We start from the raw sequence: 19020 nt of genomic DNA on the forward strand, positions 1-19020 counted from the left end.
GTCGGGCCCCGAGGTCAGGACGTCGGGCCCCGAGGTCAGGACGTCGGGCCGGCGGGGCGCCAGCCACGGCGCGCTCCCCGCGGGAGTACCACGGCGAGCAGCAGCGCCACCAGCGCGACGGTGCCGGCGAGGCCGGCCACCCACAGCGCCCGCTCCTGGCTCTCCGACCGCCGTTGCGCCTGCGCCACCTCCTCCGGGTCGACCTGATACGGCGGCAGCCCGGCGGCTTCCGGGCGCAGGGCCGGCGCCGCCGTGTCGGTGACCGCCCGGTACGGGTTGAGCATGCCGGCCCCGTAGGCGTGGGGGTCGGAGCCCGGTACCGGGTCGGTGCTGGCGATCAGGCGCTGCGCCACCTGCCGCGCGTTGAGGTCGGGCCGGTACTGCCGGATCAGCGCCGCGGTGGCGGTCACGAACGGGGTGGCGAAACTGGTGCCGTTGTCCAACACGTGCCCGCGCTCCGGCACCGCCACCGCGACGTTGCCACCGGGGGCGACCAGATCCACGTAGTCGCCACGCTGGGAGAACGGGGAGATCACCCCGTCCTCACCGACCGAGCCCACCCCGATCACCCCGTCGTACGACGTCGGGTACGGCCTCGGGTTCTTGTCCGGGTACAGGTTGCCGGCGGCGGCGACGATCACGACGTCCTTCTCCAGGGCGTACTCCACCGCCCGTTTGAGCGCCGCGTTGTCGCTGTAGTACACGACGGAGAGGTTGATCACGTCCGCCCCGTTGTCGACCGCCCAGCGGATCGACTGGGCAAATGTCTCGGCGTTGACGCTCTCTCCCCTCTCTTCGCCCTCGATGACCTTCTTCTCGCTCACCCGTACCGGAAGGATCTTGACCTGCGGCGCCAGTCCCCGGAACGGGGTGCCCTCGCGGGGCGTGGCCGCGATGATGCTGGCCACGCCGGTGCCATGCCGGGCGCAGTCCCGCGTCCCGTCCCGACCCGGATCGAGATAGTCCCGCCCCGGCAGCACCCGTCCCCGCAGTTGGGCATGGGTCTTGTCGACACCGGAGTCGATCACCGCTACCGTCACGCCGGCTCCGGTGGCCAGCGGCGCCAGCCGCTCCGGGGCGTACCGCTGTTGCGCCCACGGCAGGGTGGTGGTGGGCTGTGCCGGTGGGGTGTCGTTGTCACAGCCGGGCAGGGCCCGCTGGGCGGCCGGTGGGGCGAGCGGCGCAGCCGTGGCCGGACCGGCGGCGATCGGCGGGACCACCAGCACGGTGATCGCGCCGATCAGCGTGAGTCGTATTGTCCGGCCGGGCATGGATCGCCTCCGAAATCGGTTCGGTCCGCCAGCGGGCCGGATCGTCATCGGTCCCGCCCTGCCCACCGGATGCTATCGGTGGATCGTCGGCGACGGCATCCACCGCCAGCCAACCATTGTGATCCCGTCCCCACCTTGTAGGTTGTACGCGATGCTTGTGGCCTGTTCGGCGAGAGGGAGGTGGCCGTGACCGAATGGGAGCCGGCCACCGAGACCGAGGCCGCGATGCGGGACGCACTGCGCGCAGGCGACCAGGAACTCTATTTCCGTATTCTCGCCCGTACCGATCTTCTGCTTCCGGTCTCCGCCGAGGCGCTCGCCGGTCGCGCGCCGATGGGCTGGGGCACCTGGACCACCGGCGGTCGGACCCACGTACTCGCATTCACATCCACCGCCGCGCTGCGCGCGTGTCTCGCCGAGAATGCCGGATCGACCCGGCGGGCGCCCTACCCCGACCTGGCCGCCGGATGGCCCAATCCGGAGTGGTGGCTCGCGGTGAACCCGGGTTTGCCGATCGAGGGCTACCTGCCCGCCTGGTTCGTCTCCCAACTCTCCCGCGGCGACGTACGGCTGCCCGGCCGCAGCATGGGCGCGCGGGCGCGCCTGGAGCAGGTCGAGCGGACCGCCCGGGCCCGGGCCACGGCCGCCGTGCCGCGCAGGGCACCGGACGGGCCGAGGGCGGAGCCCGAACCAGCCGGTGCGTTCCGGTCGGCACCGGACGGGCGGCCGTTCCGGCCGGCCGACCCGGACGGCCCGGGCTCGGGCTGGCCCGGCACGCTGCGGGACTCCGCCGACCCGTACCGGTCGACGGATTCCGACCGGTACCGGTCGCCGGACGCCGGGCCGTTCCGGTCGCCGGACGCCGAGCCGTTCCGGCAGATGCACGCTGACCCGTTCCGGCAGATGCATTCGCACCCGTCGGGACTGCCGTTGCGGTCACCCGGGTCGTCGCGGGAGCCGGTCGAGTCGTCATGGTCGATCGAGGGCGAACGCGAACGGGACCCGGCGATGCCCCCGACCGGCGAGACCACAGCCGTCCCGCCGTCTCCGGAACCGGTCTCAGCCCCGCCGAGCGGCACCCCGGCTACGGTGCCGGTGATCGCGCCGACGCCGGTCCGGGGCGGGTTGGGCGGAGACTTCGGCAGCCAGATCTCGGCGGACACCTCGGCCGGCTGGATGACGCCGGCGGGTCCAGGTCAAGCCATCTCGTCGAACACGACGAACGGCAGTTCGGCCGGCGTCGGGGCAGCGGCCGGTCCGGCGTCGTCGATATCCGCACCGCCGTCCGACAGCGGGCCGTCCGGCCCACCGTTCGGCCCGCCACCGGCCTGGCACGGCTCCGCCGACCATCAGGCCGGCCCACCCGCTCCCCATCAGGCCGGCCCACCCGCTCCCCATCAGGCCGGCCCACCCGCTGCGGAGCCGGCCGGGCCACCCGCTGCGGAGCCGGCCGGGCCACCCGCTGCGGAGCCGGCCGGCCCACCCGCCGGTCAGCCGCTCGACTCGCCAGCCGAACCGATCGAGACCGGGACGGCGGAGGAACTGGTGAGCGGGGCCGTTGCCCCGCAGGTGCCGCCGTCGGAGGCTCCGCCGGCAGAGGTATGGAATCCGCCAGCCCCGCGCTCCGAACCGTCACTGTTCACCCCGGTTGCCCGGCATTCGTCCGGCGTGCCGTCGCCCGAACTCGCCGATCCGCCGTCCCAGGCCGGCGCGTCGCCGTTCGGCGTCCCCGACCCGTCGTCTGAGCCCGGCGTGTTGTCGTCCGAACTCGCCGATCCGTCGTCCCAGGCCGGCGTGTTGTCGTCCGGGGCCGCCGATCCGTCGTCTGAGCCCGTCGCGTCGTCGTCCGGGGCGGGCGAGTCGTGGGCCGGCGAGTCGTGGGCCGGCGAGTCGTGGGCCGGCGCGGACGCCGACGGAGCGACGATCGGCTACCAGACGGCCGTCGACCAGCCCGCCGGGCCGGATCCGGCGAGCCCGTTTACCGCCGGAGCGGAACCTGTCGAGGCCGCACCCGCCGAGGTCCGACCCACCGAACAGGTCCGCACCGGTACGGGCCTGAGCCAGTCGCTCGCCGGTTCTCCGTTCACGGCGGAGTCCTTGACGGTGGGCTCGTTCCCCACCGAGCAGTTCGTCCCCGGGGCGGCGCCGACCGAGGCGACCGCGGGCGCGCCGCGGAGTCCGTCGCCGACCGCCGACCCGGCTACGACCGGCCCCGTCGCCGCCGAGCCGCAGACCATCGCCGAGCCGCCGGCCTACGCTGATCGGCCGGCCGTGGCCGAGCCGCCGGCTCATGCCGAGCCGGCTCCCGCTCGCCGGCTCGTGCCGGAGTTCGTGCCGGCCAACGAGGTCGAGCGGAGCCTGCTGGACGCCGCCGGGGACGGCAGTACCGACACCTTCCTCTCCACCCTGCTGCTCGCCAGGGTGCTGTTGCCGGTGGCGTTCAACTCGGCCCCGGGCGCCCGGCCCGGTGACGACGGTTTCGAGTGGCGTACCGAGCTGTTGGACGGCGAGCGCTACGTCGTGGTGTTCACCTCCCCGGAACGGCTCGGCGACCACCTGCCGGAGACCACCGACACGGTCGAGGTCAAGTTTGCCCAGTTGATCCGACGGTGGCCGGACGACAACTATTCGTTCGCGGTGAACCCGGGCACGCCGGTCGGGGCGAAGCTGCCGGGTGGTCAGATCGTCGCGCTGGCGAACTGGGCCGCCGAGGTGGGCCTCGGCGACGACACCGGCGAGCCGGCGCCGCAGGCTCCGGTCGAGGAGGAGGTGCCCCGGTCGACGTACGCGCCGGATCGGGAGGATCCGGGGCGACCGACGATAATGCAGAAGACCATCGCGCCCAGCCAGCTCTCCTACTATCTCGACCGTGGCTACGACCGGGTGTCGGGCTTCGTGCACCGGGCGTCCGAGGTGGCCCATCTGCGTACCCCGGGGAAGCTCCACGCCGCGCTCGGCCTCAACCACCCCGGTTCGCCCTTCGACCGGGACGCCGAGGAGATCTACGTGCTCCGCTGGCCGGCGTACCGGCCAAGCCTCTACCGAATCCCGTACGGCGGGCAGAACGAGGCCGCCATGCGGGCGATGGAAGGCTGGGTGATCGAGCGGCCGCCCTTCCGGGGCAACGGGTTCGCGCCGGGCGAGAGCAGCGACGTGGTGGCCGAGTTCAAGGTGGACAGCGTACGGCTGCCGCACGGTGCACAGCTGTACCGGATCGGGATCGACGGCGCCGAGCGGCTGGTGGCGACGCTGGACTGCGACGTACCCGTCTGGCGCCGGGCCGAGGAGGGCTGATGCGCGACGGCTACCTGGCCCAGTGGCGCGGCCGGGAGTACGAAGCCAGCCCGGCCGGTGACGACGTACGCCTCTACCAGGCGGAACCGGGCGAGGGCTTCGAGGAGGTCCGACCCGGGCGGTACGTCCGGGTGGTGGCCGCGGCCGAGGTCGGCGAGCTGGTCTACGTCCGGACCAGGTGCTCGTGGCAGGGCCAGCCGTTCATCGTGCTCGCCCAGCACGACAACTGGCTGCGGGTGGAGTACACCGGCGGACGTTGGCCGGTCGCCGAGGCGATGGGGCTGGAGGCGTTCGACTTCGGGGTCTACCAGGGCTGGGCGCCGGCGGCCGAGGTCACCGACCTGCGTGAGAACCGCGCCTGACCCGCTCGCCGCAGGCCGGGCCGGACCGGCGGTCAGGACTTGGCCCAGCGCAGCACCTCGCCCAGCACCAGGTCGGTCGCCTCGACGTGCGGGAAGTGCCCGACGCCGTCGAGCAGTCGCCACTCGTACGGGGCCACCACGTAGCGGCTGGACCCCTGAGCGGTACGCGGCAGCGACGCCTCGTCCAGCGCGCCGTGCAGTTGCAGGGTCGGGGTGACCATTGGCTTCTGCATCAGTTTGACGAACCGGTAGCCGTGCAGCCGGAGTACCGACCGGAACGCCCACCGGTAGCCCTCCATCGCGCAGAACGCGGCCTGCGGGATCCGCATCGCCTGCCGGCAACGCTCGGCGTACTCGGCGAAGCCGGGGCTGTCGACCCAGCGCGGTCCGCCCCAGCGTTGCAGGAAGTAGCCGACCAGCGCGGCGTCGTCCCGGGTCAGCACGTGCTCGTACCGGGGGATCTGGAACTTCAGCATCGGGGTGGCCGCCGCGAACTGCCCGCGCGGGTCGGCGAAGATCCCGGCGCGCAGCCGCAGCGGATGCGGTGCCGCGAGCACCACCAGCCGGCGGACCAGGCTCGGGTGGAAGGATGCGGCGGTCCAGCCGATCATGCCGCCGGCGCCCGAGCCGACCAGCACCGCCGAGCGTTCGCCGAGGGCCCGGATCAGTCCGGCCACGTCGGCGGCGAGGGTGTAGCCGTCGTACCCCCGGGGCGGCTTGTCGCTCGCGCCGTAGCCGCGCAGGTCGACCGCGACCGCGCGGTAACCGGCGTTGGCTACCGCCGGCAGCATCTCGTGCCAGGCCCACCAGAACTCGGGAAAGCCGTGCAGGAAGAGCACCAGCGGTCCGCTGCCGGCCTCGACGACGTGGAACCGGCTGCCGTTGGCGCCGACGAAGCGGTGCGTCCACGGACCGTCCACAAGTACGCAGGACTCGTCGACGACCGGCCTGCGGCCGGCACCGTGCTCGCTCATGCCGCCCGACCTCCCAGGGCGGGTCCGGCCATCCCACCTCTCAAGGCCGGCCCGGCCGATGGAGCCCGCTCGCCGGGGTTTCCCGTCTCGGGACACAGCGCGCCGCGCCCGCCTCGCCGGTCCTCGCTGACCCGGCCGGTTCGCTCCCACATGTCCCCAGCCTAGGGCCACCGGCACGAAACTGATCCGGCGCAACCTTACGGATCAGGGGATCGTCCGGGAAGTCCCCGAGCCGGTGGGTGTGCCGGCTGCAAATTCCTGACCGGCAGGTCAGGAACACCGGTGACGTCTACCGGGCGACCGGGCTAGCGTGCTGGAATGACTCCCGCGCGTCGGCTCGACCACTCCGACCTGCCCGTGCCGCTGATCCGGGTGCATGGCACCCCGACCGAGTGCGGTACGGGGTATGGTGCCGCAGCCCGTGATCTGATCACCGCCAACCTGGAGTTCTACCTGCGCCGGTTCCGTGCGGAGGGTGGATGGGACGAGGCGGCGGTGACCCTCGCCGGGCGGGCCTTCCGGGAGGCCACCCGGCGGCACCATCCCCGGGTCGCCGAGTTGCTGGACGGGGTGGCCGAGGGCGCCGGGGCCCGGGTCGAGCAGATCTACGCGCTGAACGCGCGTACCGAGCTGATCTACGGCCGGCACCGGGACCTCGGCTCCGGCCCGCCGACCGGAGCCGCCGGTGGGCCGCCGGAACGTGCCGGTAGGCCGCCGGGACGTGCCGGTACGCCGCGGGGAGGCGCGGGTACGCAGTCGCATGCGGATGCCGGCGGCTGTACCGCGGTCGCCGTGCTCGGTACCCACACCGGCAACGGGCACCTGCTGCTCGGGCAGAACTGGGACTGGCATCCCGACCAGCGGGACGTGATGCTGCTGCTGGCCACCCAGGACGAGCGCGGACTGACCGTGCTGACCCTGACCGAGGCGGGGATGGTCGCCAAGACCGGGCTGAACTCGGCGGGGGTCGGCGTCTGCGTGAACATGCTCGGCTGTGACCGGGACGGACTGCCCGGCCCCGGGGTCGAGCCGGGCGTGCCGTACCACGTGCTGCTGCGGGCGGCCCTGGAGGCGGACTGCCTGGCCGAGGCGGTGAAGGCGGCCTGCCGGGGCACCCGGAACAGCTCGATCAACCTGCTGCTCGGGCAGGCGGCGGAGGTCGGCGGCGAGCTGATCGACCTGGAGCTGGTGCCCGGGGACGTGGGCTGGCTGCACCCGGTGGACGGGTACCTCACGCACGCCAATCACCTGGAGACGGGGCTGCCGGTCTACGACACGATCAAGGACGAGGGCGGTTCGTCGCTGTTCCGGTCGGCCCGGGCCAGGCGGCTACTGGCGCCGAAGGCGGCGGCCGGCAAGATCGGCGAGGACGACCTCGCCGGGCTCTTCCGGGACCACGCGAGCTTTCCACAGAGCATCTGTCGGCACGTCGACGAGCGGATGCCGCCGGCCGAGCGTTCCGAGACGGTCTACTCGGTGCTGCTGGACCTGGACGACCGGCGGCTCGGCATCGCGGCCGGTCCGCCCTGCGCACACCGCTACGGCTGGCTCGACCTGACCGCCCGCCCCGGCGGGTGAGTCTCGGCCGGCTGGCCCAGCGCGGGTGAGCCCGCCGCCTACGCCGATCGGGGACACCCTGAGGCGGAACCGAGCGGGGCCGGAAGCGCGGTATGCGCCTCCGGCCCCGACCGTGGTACGTCAGATCAGCGGATCAGTGAACGTCAGAACATCGGGTCACCGAACGTTCCTCAAGGACTCAGTTGGAGACCTTGATGATCGCCAGGTCCGCGATCAGGTGGTTCTGCAACAGAAGTTCGATCTTGGTGCCGGTACCGGCGACCTTGACCGAGTTCATCGGGTTCTGCGCCGACCAGTACCGGTTCGGGTCCGAGTCGTTGAAGACCGTCACCGGGTTCAACTTCGGCACCGTGGTCGGTACCCCGTTGAGGTGGAACGTCTGCGCCGGCTTGGCGAACCGGCTGAACGTGGCGTCGTAGCCGCCCCGCCGGTTGGTGATGTTGCCGACCCCGGGCACCGTGATCGGACCCGGCCGGACGTCGACCGGCAGGTTCAGGCCGAAGCCCGGGTGCTCGATGGTGTTGTTGTCGCCGTACGCGTAGTTCACGTACCAGATCAGCAGACCCTGGTGGTTCTTGAACCGCTCCACGAAGTCCGGCTTGCTGTTCTGCCAGCCGAAGTTGTACGGACCGGTCTTCAGGGTCTTGTCGTACCCGTAGTAGGTCCGGAACTCCGCGATGTAGAAGTGCGGAGCCAGCTCCGTCTGGGTGCCGGTGAACCGGGTGAAGCCGCGGGCGGTCCACGCCGGGTCGACCGTCTCGGCACCGTCGGTCCAGACCGCCGCACCGTTGACGACCAGCGAGATGTTGTCCAGGAACGGACCTTCGAAGTGCAGGCCGCCGTCGGTCTGGTAGCGGTAGCGGAACTGCACGGTCTGCCCGGCGTACGCGGACAGGTCGTAGGTCAGGTCGATCCACTCGCCGCTCGTCGAGCCGTCGATGCCGGTCTCGCCCGGCTCGATCAGCTCGTTGGGCAGCGGCGTCCAGGTCGAGCCGTCGTTCGTCGACACCTCCGCGTAGAGGAAGTCGTAGTCCTCCTCGATCTCGTACTGGGCCTTCGCCGTGATGGCGGCGGTGCTGGCCCCGGTGAGGTCGAGGGTCCGGGTCAGGGTGCTGTTGAGGTCGTCGGCGCTGCCGCCCCACCACTCGTACTCACCCGCGAACGGGGTGTTGAACTCGGTGGAGACCTCCTGGTCGGGCAGGTTCACCACGATCGCCTGGGCCAGGCCGTCGGTGTCGCCGGCCGCACCCAGGGTGGCGTACGTGGTGCCGCTGTCCCACTCGACGGTGGAGTGGTTCAGCCAGCCCATGTACAGCTTGGACCACGGGTCGAAGTAGCCCGGCGTCGAGCCGATGTCCTGCTTGCCGTGGTTCAGCCACGAGCCGGACGCCATCGTGCTCCAGAAGCCGACGCCGTTGTCGCCGCCCCGGGTGTCGTACAGGTCCGGCAGGCCGAGGTCGTGGCCGTACTCGTGGGCGAAGACGCCCAGACCGCCGTTCTCCGGCTCCGTGGTGTAGTCCCGGATCCAGATACCGGTGTCACCGATCTGCACGCCACCGAGCTTGTTGAAGTCCGGCCCGGCGCTGCCCTGCAGGTCGGGGAAGGCGGCCCAGCGGTGCGACCAGATCGCGTCCGGGCCCTGGGCGCCGCCGCCGGCCTCCTCGCCCTCGCCGGCGTGTACCGCCTGGAAGTGGTCGACGTAGCCGTCGGGCTCGTTGAAGTCGCCGTCACCGTCGTAGTCGTACCGGTCCCAGACGTCGAACTGGGCCAGGTACTGCTGGATCTGCTCGGGGGTCTTGCCCGCGGCGACCTGCGACTCGTACCAGGAGGTCGCGGTGTCCTTGACGAAGTTCCAGTAGCCGTCCCGCTCCGGGATTTCGTTGCTGCCGTAGCGGGCCTCGTTGAACGGGACCTTCACCCAGTCGCTGACGTCGCCGCCGACCGAGTACCGGCCACCCGACTGCTTCAGGTAGAAGTCGGCCATCGACTCCTTGCCCTTGGCGTAGAACAGGTCGAGGTACGACTGGCGGTTGAAGTCCGGCTTCCAGATGGTGCTGTTGTCGTCAGTCGCGCCGCCGTCGTACACCCGGTCGGGCGCGGCGATCTGGTTGTGCAGCGGACCGTCGGTACCGCCGGTCCGCGGGTCCTTCTCGTTGCCGAACTCGACCAGGATCGTGAAGATCGGGTCCGTCTTCGGCGGTTGCTGGTACTCGACGAACCGGTCGGCCTTGATCTGGATGACCTTCGAACCGTTCCGGGTCTGCAGTTTGGCTTTACCGGAGAGAAGGGCGGCGATCGCCTCTCGCCGGGCCTGCTGGTGCTGGTCAGCGAGGGGGTCGGGCAGGTTGTCTGCGCGGTGGGCCGCACCCTGGGGTTCCCGGTCCACGGGAGCTGGCGCCGACGGAGCGGCATAGGCCGGCGCGCCGACCGCGCTCGCGGCCAACAGCGCGGCCGTGGCGCCCGCCAGACCCGCTGTGACTCGTCTCCTCAAAGGTCCTCCTCCTTTGTGGAAGTGTTACAGGACAGGCCAGCTCATGGCGGGCACTGTCATCAGGAAGCGTTCACCACCCTTGCAGATCCATCGGAGGCTGTCACGGGTCCGGAACTGCTCGTCCGGGTGATCCGATCTACGTCTAATCAGGGCGAAAGCGTTCTAACGGTCGCCTATTTTCGGGCATCTCAATATCACGATTCGGCCACGACCGGAACCTCGCTAGATCACTCCAGGTCCGCCGGTGTCCGCGACCCTGCAAGCCTCTGCCGGCCGGCCCTGGAACGACGATGGGCGGACCCGTGTCGGGTCCGCCCATCGCGCGTGATCGTGCGCTCAGTCCTCGCCGGTGTGCTCAGTCCTCGTCGGACTTGCCGGAACGCATCCCGGACGAGATCAGATCCATCACCGAGGAGTCCTGCAAGGTGGTGACGTCACCCAGGGAACGGTTCTCGGCTACGTCGCGTAGCAGCCGGCGCATAATCTTCCCGGACCGGGTCTTCGGCAGCTCCGGTACCAGCATGATCTGCCGGGGTTTGGCGATCGGGCCGAGCGTCTTCGAGACGTGCTCCCGCAACTCGGCGATGAGCGCCTCGCCCGCATTGCCCTCGGCGTCGACGGTGCCGCGCGGGATGGTGAAGGCGACGATCGCCTGCCCGGTGGTCGGGTCGGTCGCGCCGACCACCGCCGCCTCGGCGACCGACGGGTGCGAGACCAGCGCCGACTCCACCTCGGTGGTGGAGATGTTGTGCCCGGACACCAGCATCACGTCGTCGACCCGGCCGAGCAGCCACAGGTCGCCGTCGTCGTCCTTCTTCGCCCCGTCACCGGCGAAGTAGAGGCCCTCGAAGCGGGACCAGTAGGTGTCGATGAACCGCTGGTCGTCGCCCCAGATGGTGCGCAGCATCGCCGGCCACGGCTCGCGCAGCACCAGGAAGCCGCCACCGCCGTTCGGCACCGACTGGCCCCGGTCGTCCACCACGTCGGCGGTGATCCCCGGCAGCGGACGCATCGCGCTGCCCGGCTTGGCCGAGGTCACCCCGGGCAGCGGGGAGATCATGATGGCGCCGGTCTCGGTCTGCCACCAGGTGTCGACGACGGGGCACTCGCCGCGGCCGACGTTCTCCCGGTACCAGATCCACGCCTCCGGGTTGATCGGTTCGCCGACGCTGCCGATCAGGCGCAGCGAGGAGAGGTCGTGCCCCCGGGGAATGTCGTCGCCCCACTTCATCATCGTGCGGATCAGGGTGGGCGCGGTGTAGAGGATCGTCACCCTGTGCTTCTGCACCAGCTCCCAGAACCGGCCCTTGTGCGGGGTGTCCGGGGTGCCCTCGTACATGAGCTGGGTGGCACCGTTGGCCAGCGGGCCGTACACGATGTAGGAGTGCCCGGTCACCCAGCCGATGTCGGCGGTGCACCAGTAGACGTCGGTTTCGGGCTTCAGGTCGAAGACCGCGTGGTGGGTGTACGCGGTCTGCGCCAGATAGCCGCCGGAGGTGTGCAGGATGCCCTTCGGCTTCGCCGTCGTACCGCTGGTGTAGAGAATGAACAGCGGATGCTCGGCGTCGAACGCCTCGGCGGTGTGCTCGGTCGAGGCGGTCTCCACCGCCTCGTGCCACCAGAGGTCCTTGTCGTCGTTCCAGGCCACCTCCTGCCCGGTACGCCGGACCACCAGTACGCGCTCGATCGTCGGGCACTTGGCGACCGCCTCGTCGACGGTCGGCTTCAACGCCGACGGCTTGCCCCGGCGGAACCCGCCGTCGGCGGTGATCACGACCTTGGCGCTGGCATCCTGGATCCGGTTGGTCAGCGCGTCGGCGGAGAAACCGCCGAACACCACGCTGTGGGTGGCGCCGATCCGGGCGCAGGCGAGCATCGCGACCGCCGCCTCCGGGATCATCGGCAGGTAGATCGCCACCCGGTCACCGGCGGTGACCCCGAGGTCGGTGAGCGCGTTCGCCGCCTGGCTGGTCATGGCCAGCAGGTCGGCGTAGGTGATGGTGCGGTTGTCGCCGGGCTCGCCCTCCCAGTGGATGGCCACCCGGTCGCCGTGCCCGGCCGCGACGTGCCGGTCCAGGCAGTTGTAGGCGACGTTGAGCCGGCCGCCGACGAACCATTTCGCGAACGGTGGGTTGGACCAGTCGAGGACCTGGTCCCACTCCTTCGACCAGTCCAGCCGGCCCGCCTGGCGCGCCCAGAACGCCAACGGGTCCGCGGCGGCGGAGTCGTAGGTGTCCGCGGTGACGTTGGCGGCGGCGGCAAGGTCGGCCGGCGGCGGGAACTGCCGGGTCTCCTGCAACAGGTTTGCCAGAGTCTCGCTCATGGTGGTGGCTCCTCAGGCGTCGCGTCAGGGTCGTTCGGTAGGAGGTTAATCGGGCCTGGTAGCCGGGGCGAGGGGTGTGCACCACTCGCGCCACCCGACGCGCCGAATGGCCGCGCTACGGCGCTCGCCGGTCGGGTTCGGGTGCTCGGCGCCGGCCCGCCGGGCCGGCAACTACGGTGACAGCATGGCCGCCGACCCGCTCGCCCCGCTGCTGGACCTCGCCGACGTCGCGCCCGCCGTCGACCGGGCGCGCGAGCGGGTCGACCAGGCGTTGCGGCATCGCGCGTTGCGCCGGCACGGCGGCCAGGTCGCGGCCGAGGTCAGCCTCAGGTCCGCGGTGGCCAGCTCCGCCCTGGAGGGGTACGCCCACGAGCGCGAAGCGGTCCGCGCCGGCACCGTGACCGACCCGGTGCTGCAGGGAGCCCTCCGGGTCGCCGGGGCGCTGCCCGGGCTGGCCGACCTGTGGCCGAAGGCCCCCCGTCAGGTGCTCGCCCGGCTGCACACCCTGGCCGCCCGAGGGACGGTGCCGGAGGAGACACTCGGCCGGCCGGCCCCGGAGCCGGGGCCCGCCGTGGCCTCGCCTGCCGTGCCGCACGCACTCGGCGTCCGGCTGGACGGGTTGGCCGGACTGGTCGCCCGTGGGACGTCGGTGTCGCCGATGGTGCTGGCTGCCGTCGTACACGGGGAGTTGCTGGCGCTGCGGCCCTTCGCCGGACCGTTCGGGGTGGTTGCCCGGGCCGCCGCCCGGCTTACCCTCATCTCCACCGGATTCGACCCGCGCGGCCTGGTCGCGGTCGACCTCGGTCACGCGGAGCGCGAACCGGAGTATGTGGGCGCGGCCGGCGCCTTCGCCACCGGTACGCCGGACGGGCTCCGATCGTGGCTGCGGCACTATGCGACGGCGGTGGAGGTCGGCGCGGAGCGGCTGGCCGAGATCGGCGACGAGGTACTGGCGTAAGGAAGGGCCCTTTCCTATCGCATTCTGTAGATGAAGGGGCCCTTCTTGACACCTTTCAGGCGGTGGTGGCGCGGGTCCGGCGGTGCCGGCCGTACCAGGCGATGCCGATGGCGACCCCGACGCCGACCCCGATGGCCGCCGCCGCCACCGGCACGGCGGGACGCTCCCGGAGCCGGCGACCGAGCGGAATGGGGTGCCGGAACTCCAGCACCGGCCAGCCGTTCTCCACGGCGAGCTTGCGCAGCGCCCGGTCCGGGTTCACCACGCTCGGATGCCCGACACACTCCAGCAGCGGCCGGTCGCTGACCGAGTCGGAGTAGGCGTACGAGGCGGAGAGGTCGTAGCCACGCTTAGTGGCCAGCTCGCTGACCGCGTCGACCTTGCTGGGGCCGGCGGCGTAGAACTCCACCTCGCCGCTGTACCGTCCGTCCACCACCGTCATCCGGGTGGCGATCACGTCGGCGACACCGAGCAGTTCACCAATCGGCCGGACCATCTCCTCGCCGGAGGCGGAGACGAGTACGACGTCCCGGCCGGCCGCCTGGTGCTCCTCGATCAGGGCGGCCGCCTCGGCGTACACGTAGGGGTTGATCAGCTCGTGCAGCGTCTCGGCGACGATCTGCCGGACCTGCTCCACCCGCCAGCCCTTGCACAGGGCCGCCAGATAGTCGCGGGTACGCGCCATCGTCTGCTCGTCGGTGCCGCCCAGCCGGAACATGAGCTGGGCGTACGCGGACTTGACCACGTCACGGCGTGTGATCAGCCCGTCCCGGTAGAACGGCCGACCGAACGCCAACGCGCTCGACTTGGCGATGACGGTCTTGTCCAGATCGAAGAAAGCGGCGCTTCGGCCCACGGCGCGAAAGTCTAGCTGGATGGTCTATGGTCAGCGGGTGCGCGGGGTCACCTTTGGTGCCTGACGACCGGTTCCCCCCTGATCGGCCGATCAGTCCCAGGGTGATCACGGTCACAGCGCCGGAGCTGACTTTCGCAGGGAGTGGAAGTTAACGCCACTCGACGTATACGGGTCGACTCAGGCATGCTTGTAGTTACGACGAACTTTCATATCCTCTGTGCGCGGCAGACCTCGGCGGTCGCACCCCCCGTGACCGCCGGGCGGGTTCGGCTCGACCCCCCCGGAGCCGAACCCCAGACGACCCCCGTCTCCCCCCGACGGGGGTCGTCGCTTGTCCGGGTGAAGCGCATTCACGCTGGTCATGCCGCCTTGTTCGCGGGTCTGTCGGGCTGCTTCGGAGGCTCCGGAGGATTCGGACGCTCGAAAGGCAGCGAGTCGTCAGCGAAGGTCCGGCGGACCCGGTCGGCGTAGTCGTCCGGGGTGTGGGTGTATCGGTTGAGCGGGGTCGACGCCTGCTCATGGCCCATCACCCGCGCCTATAGCGTTCTGCGCCACATGAGCCACCGCAGCCCGCTCGGTGGTGAACTCTGCGGACAGGGTTACCCCATTGTTATCCGACCAGTTTGCCTGCCACCGCTGCCGCCCAAGGTTGACGAGGAGTTCGCCGAACGGACGGACGGAGGCACTGCGATGATCCGGCCGAGCAGCCCGGCCCGGATCAGCGAGGGCAGCCAGACCCGGCGCCGGAAGTCCGACCGCCGTAGCGGGCCGCCGTCCCTGGTCTTCTCAGCTACGTCAGGTCACTTTTCCCCAACAGGGGTCGTCGCCTTACCCGGTGAAGGTGTTCGCGCTGGTCCGAGCGGTCCCGGGACTCGTCGGCGTCGCGTTCAGTCGTTGTCCAGTCGCGCTTGGCAGCGTTACCCCACAACGGGTGCCGCATTGACGGGCTTGAGCTTGTCGCGGCCACAGAGGAGGGAGTCCTGGCGTGAGACCGAGATTGTCACGCGGCATCAGCGTACTGCTGCTAACGGCAGCAATGACCCTGTCCGGTACGGCCGCGCCCGTGCGAGCGACCAGCGTCGATTCAATCAAGAAGCTCGGCGACATCGCTTTCCACCTGTTCCTGGAGGCTCGCGGTGGGAACCTGACCGAGCAGCAGATCATCCAGGCGCTACAGCAGTTTGTCACGGCGGTCAGCGAGGCCGAGAACGCGATCATGACGCATCTGGACGCGGTCGCCGCGGCGCCGTGGGTCGGCGCAGCCCGGCACGCGATCCTGGAGGTCCCTACCCTGCCCGAACTCGGCGAGGACCCCTTGCAGGACTATGCGCTTGAGGTCGCGCTGCACGCGCGCCAGGCCAGGAGCGTCTTTGCCGCCGTCAGTTCGGACGCCGAAGCGGACCACCTGGGCTTCGCCATCTCCTCGCTCTACGCGGTCGGGCTCCAGGCGCGGGTCGCGGCCGGGCTTCCCACCACCACGTACCTCCCGGACTACCGGGCGGCGATGCAGGCGATCGTCAACCGGCTGGAGCCGAGCTGTGTCCCGAGCGAGGGCGACATGGACTGGCACCCGTCGATCTACCACGTGGTGTACACGTGCTCGACGCCGCACGGTCGCCGGACCTTCCAGGACTACCAGGTCGATGGATGGTGGCGGGAAGGACCGTGGACCGAGCCGGCGCTCAAGAACGCTGCCGGAGCCGGCACCAGCTGGGTGGTGGCCAGGGACACCCTGCAACGGATGACCGAGGAGGGGATCTGACGGCGAGGTGTGGCGGGGGTCCACCCCGAGCTGTTCACCGGACCGGGTCGCGACGACGGCGGGACCGGTAGTCGCGGTGATCGGACCGGATCGTAGGAGTGATCGAAGGGTACGGCGGGCTATCCGAAGTCGGCGGCGGTTATTCCGTCAGGGTGCCCCGGTGGCCACTGGACCAGCTCGATGCGGTACCCGTCGGGGTCGGTCAGCCACGAGGTCTGCGGCCCGTACGGGCCCGCGGGTTGTTCCACCGGGCCGGGCCAGAGACCGGCCCTGACCAGCCTGTCGACGGTACCGGGCAGATCGTCGACCTGCACGACGAGATGGCTGAACCCGCTGCCGACGTCCACCGGCCCGTCGTCCGGTCGGTGCACCAGTTCGAGGGTGACGACCTCTTCGTCCGGGAACTTGAGGACCGTCAGACTCGCGCCGCCGCCGAGGTCGATCCGACCGACCTGGGTGTACCCGAGCGCGGTGTAGAAGTGAAGCGAGGCGGCGAGGTCCGATACGCGGTACGCCGTGTGGAGGGTCTTCACCAGGCAACCTTACGAGGATCGGGCCACCACGGCTCGACGAGCGCCCGTACCCGTTGATTGAAGGCTCAGCATCAGTCTCCTCCTGCCGGCACTACTCGTGATGCAGCGCGCGGGCCAGGGTCGCCGCGGCCTGTGCGGTGACCGCCTGCGCGGCCTGGGTGCTGGCCAGTGAGTCCAGCATCGCCACGTCGTGGATGCTGCCCTGATAGCGCACCTGGGTCACCGGCACGCCCGCCTGGCGCAGCTTCGTCGCGTACGCCTCGGCCTCGTCGCGCAGTACGTCCGCCTCGTTGGTGGTGATCAGGGTAGGCGGCATGCCTCGGAGCTGCTCCGGGCTGGCCCGCAGCGGGGACGCCATCGGATCGGACCGCTCGGCGCGGTCCGGCAGGTACTGGTCCCAGAACCACATCATCTGCTGCCGCGACAGGTAGTAGCCGGTGCCGAACTCCTGGTAGGACGCGGTGTCGAAATCGGCGTCGGTCACCGGATACAGCAGCACCTGTCGGGCGAAACAGGGCCCGTCGCGTTTCGTGGCGAGCATCGTCACCACCGTTGCCAGGTTGCCGCCGACCGAGTCGCCGGCGATGGCGATCCGGCTGGGGTCCAGACCGTAGTCGTCGCCCTGGCTGGCCAGCCACTGCGCGACCGCGTAGCACTCCTCGATCGCGGCCGGATACCGCGCCTCCGGCGACCGGCTGTACTCCGGGAAGACGATCGCCGAGTTGGACTGCACCGCAAGTTCGCGGATCAGCCGGTCGTGGGTGAGGGAGTCGCCGTAGACCCAGCCCGCGCCGTGGATGTAGAGCACCGCCGGCAGCAGGCCGCCGACCCCGCGCGGTCGCATCATCTCCTGGAGGGCGGAGCGGAGACTGGCGCCCAGCCCTCCGCCCGCGCCGCCGAATCGACCGGCACCCCGGGGCTTGACGATCCGGACCGGTACCTGCCCGGTGGGGCCGCCGGGCACCATGATGTCCTCGATGTCCACCTCTGGGCAGGGAACGCCGCCCGACTGCATCTCGATCAGCTTCGCCCGCCCCTGCTCCGGGGCGAGCTGGAACGGAAACGGCGGATTCGCCGTCATCCGGACCACCTCTGCCGCGGCCGGTTCCAGCACCACCGAGGTCATGCTCACGGACTGCGCCATGACGGCTTCCTCCCCCGATTTTCCCGGCGGCGTCGCACGATGGCGAGCCGCCCGGTCCGGGTACCCCCGCCGGTCCCGAATATGGCGGGTCGACGGGCTGCACCCGGAGAGCCTGGGCCGGCTCGACGGCGTCCGCCCTGCTCGGCGACCGTCCGCCGCGGATTGGACATACCAGATCCACTGACCGCCAACGGCGTTATCCACAACCGGCCCGGTTATCCACAGCGCGGATTTCGGGCGCCCCGGGCGTCGGTTCGGGACGCCAGGGTGTGGCGGTAACCGGACCGCCCGTAGGAGTCGGGATCCCACCTCTGGAGGACATGATGCCACCGCGTACCCAGGTCCGCCCCGGACCGCGTCTGCCCCTGGTCGTGACCTCGGACAACGAGCTACTCGACGAGTTGCTGCGGCTCGCGGCCGCCGCTGGCGGCGAGGTCGAGGTGGCCGCCGATCCGGCGGCGGCCCGGTCCCGGTGGGCCGCCGCGCCGATGGTCGTGGTCGGCACCGATCAGGCGCAGGCCTGCCTGCGGGCGAGGATGCCCCGCCGACCCCGGGTGGTCCTGGTCGGCCGGTCCGGGGAGGGGGACGGCGGCTGGCAGGTGGCCGAGTTGCTCGGCGCCGAGCACGTCGCCGTGCTGCCGGCGGCCGAGCCCTGGCTGGTCGACCGGTTCGGCGAGTGCGTCACCGGCCGGGCTGCGGTCGGTGGCCCGGCCCGGATCGTCGCCGTGATCGGTGGGCGCGGTGGGGCTGGCGCGAGCGTACTGGCCGGTGGGCTCGCCATCACGGCGGCCCGGTGTGGTCTGCGTACGCTGCTGGTCGACGCCGACCCGCTCGGCGGCGGTCTCGACCTGGTGCTCGGCTGGGAGCAGTTGGAGGGCCTGCGCTGGCCCGCGCTCACCGAAGCGGACGGTCGGGTCGACGCGCCCGCGCTGGTCCGGGCGCTGCCGAGCCGGGGCGACCTGGTGATGCTCTCCTGGGATCGCGGCGACCTGCTGGCGTTGCCGGTGGAGGCGATGGCGGCCACCATGGACGCCGGTCGCCGGGGCCGGGACATCGTCGTCGTCGACCTGCCCCGGCAGCTCGATGATGCGGCGGTGACCGCACTCCAGTCGGCCGATCAGGCGTTCGTACTCGTCCCTGCCGAGTTGCGGGCCACCGCGGCGGCGGCCCGGGTGGTCGCGGCCGCCGGTCTGCACTGCGCCAATCTCTCGATCATCGTGCGCGGCCCGGCCCCGGGCCGGCTCAAGGCCCGCGAGGTCGCCCGGGCGCTGGACCTGCCACTGGTCGGGACGCTGCGACCGGAGCCGGGACTCTGCCGCAACCTGGAACGCGGCGAGGCACCGGCCGCTGCCGGGCGAGGCCCGCTGGCGGCGCTCTGCCAGCGCATCATCACCGACCTCACCGGTGCGGCCGGCGTTCCGGCCGAGGCGCGATGAAGGCCCCGAGCCAGACCACCCGGGCATCCACGACACGG

The 19020-nt window shown here is 71.2% G+C and carries 13 protein-coding genes; 6 read left to right on the forward strand and 7 right to left on the reverse strand.

Translation table 11 applies throughout. From position 1 onward, the window contains the following. Window positions 1-35 precede the first annotated feature (35 nt). A complete protein-coding gene (mycP, locus tag ABNF97_RS20740) occupies window positions 36-1271 on the reverse strand; it encodes a type VII secretion-associated serine protease mycosin (RefSeq protein ID WP_349339468.1) in 1236 nt (411 codons plus the stop codon). 186 nt (window positions 1272-1457) lie between these two features. Here mycP and ABNF97_RS20745 point away from each other — a divergent pair, with 186 nt between their 5' ends. Together ABNF97_RS20745 and ABNF97_RS20750 are read left to right on the forward strand one after the other, a co-directional pair. Further along, entirely contained in the window at window positions 1458-4565 is a 3108-nt protein-coding gene (locus tag ABNF97_RS20745; protein WP_349339469.1) for an SseB family protein, read from the forward strand. Beyond that, on the forward strand, window positions 4562-4927 hold the full coding sequence (locus ABNF97_RS20750; RefSeq protein ID WP_130465758.1) for a UCP033725 family protein: 366 nt from the start codon (window positions 4562-4564) through the stop codon (window positions 4925-4927). Before ABNF97_RS20745 ends, ABNF97_RS20750 begins: the two co-directional genes overlap by 4 nt. A 32-nt stretch (window positions 4928-4959) precedes the next feature. Here the strand turns inward: ABNF97_RS20750 and ABNF97_RS20755 are convergent, their stop codons facing one another. Next, window positions 4960-5901 carry an alpha/beta fold hydrolase gene (locus tag ABNF97_RS20755; protein WP_130461639.1) on the reverse strand — a complete coding sequence of 314 codons (942 nt, stop codon included), beginning with the start codon at window positions 5899-5901 and terminating at the stop codon, window positions 4960-4962. Between the two features lie 318 nt (window positions 5902-6219). Here ABNF97_RS20755 and ABNF97_RS20760 point away from each other — a divergent pair, with 318 nt between their 5' ends. Further along, window positions 6220-7479: a C45 family autoproteolytic acyltransferase/hydrolase gene (locus tag ABNF97_RS20760; protein WP_349339470.1), complete on the forward strand. Its 1260-nt coding sequence runs from the start codon at window positions 6220-6222 to the stop codon at window positions 7477-7479. A 178-nt stretch (window positions 7480-7657) separates the two neighbouring features. Here ABNF97_RS20760 and ABNF97_RS20765 read toward each other — a convergent pair whose 3' ends face one another. Both ABNF97_RS20765 and acs read right to left on the reverse strand, forming a co-directional pair. Continuing rightward, complete coding sequence (locus tag ABNF97_RS20765) at window positions 7658-9970, reverse strand: immune inhibitor A domain-containing protein (RefSeq protein WP_349339471.1); 2313 nt, start codon at window positions 9968-9970, stop codon at window positions 7658-7660. A gap of 355 nt (window positions 9971-10325) precedes the next feature. Then, the gene (acs, locus tag ABNF97_RS20770; protein ID WP_130461641.1) at window positions 10326-12293 is read right to left on the reverse strand and encodes an acetate--CoA ligase; all 1968 of its coding nucleotides are present in this window, start codon (window positions 12291-12293) and stop codon (window positions 10326-10328) included. A gap of 184 nt (window positions 12294-12477) precedes the next feature. On the opposite strand from acs, the gene ABNF97_RS20775 reads away from it, so the two are divergent. Further along, window positions 12478-13251, forward strand: a complete 774-nt coding sequence (locus tag ABNF97_RS20775) for a Fic family protein (RefSeq protein ID WP_349339472.1) — start codon at window positions 12478-12480, stop codon at window positions 13249-13251. Window positions 13252-13306: 55 nt separating this feature from the next. Here ABNF97_RS20775 and ABNF97_RS20780 read toward each other — a convergent pair whose 3' ends face one another. Further along, a complete protein-coding gene (locus tag ABNF97_RS20780; protein WP_130461643.1) occupies window positions 13307-14107 on the reverse strand; it encodes an HAD-IB family hydrolase in 801 nt (266 codons plus the stop codon). Between the two features lie 1063 nt (window positions 14108-15170). On the opposite strand from ABNF97_RS20780, the gene ABNF97_RS20785 reads away from it, so the two are divergent. Beyond that, complete coding sequence (locus ABNF97_RS20785) at window positions 15171-15869, forward strand: hypothetical protein (RefSeq protein WP_349339473.1); 699 nt, start codon at window positions 15171-15173, stop codon at window positions 15867-15869. Window positions 15870-15988: 119 nt separating this feature from the next. Here ABNF97_RS20785 and ABNF97_RS20790 read toward each other — a convergent pair whose 3' ends face one another. Continuing rightward, a complete protein-coding gene (locus ABNF97_RS20790; RefSeq protein WP_130461645.1) occupies window positions 15989-16402 on the reverse strand; it encodes a VOC family protein in 414 nt (137 codons plus the stop codon). A 91-nt stretch (window positions 16403-16493) separates the two neighbouring features. Continuing rightward, the gene (locus tag ABNF97_RS20795; protein WP_349339474.1) at window positions 16494-17546 is read right to left on the reverse strand and encodes an alpha/beta hydrolase; all 1053 of its coding nucleotides are present in this window, start codon (window positions 17544-17546) and stop codon (window positions 16494-16496) included. A 371-nt stretch (window positions 17547-17917) separates the two neighbouring features. Between ABNF97_RS20795 and ssd the strand changes: the two genes are divergently transcribed. Continuing rightward, on the forward strand, window positions 17918-18982 hold the full coding sequence (ssd, locus tag ABNF97_RS20800; RefSeq protein ID WP_207230722.1) for a septum site-determining protein Ssd: 1065 nt from the start codon (window positions 17918-17920) through the stop codon (window positions 18980-18982). Window positions 18983-19020: the final 38 nt, after the last annotated feature.

This window comes from Plantactinospora sp. B6F1 (assembly GCF_040120695.1).
Classification (GTDB): domain Bacteria; phylum Actinomycetota; class Actinomycetes; order Mycobacteriales; family Micromonosporaceae; genus Plantactinospora.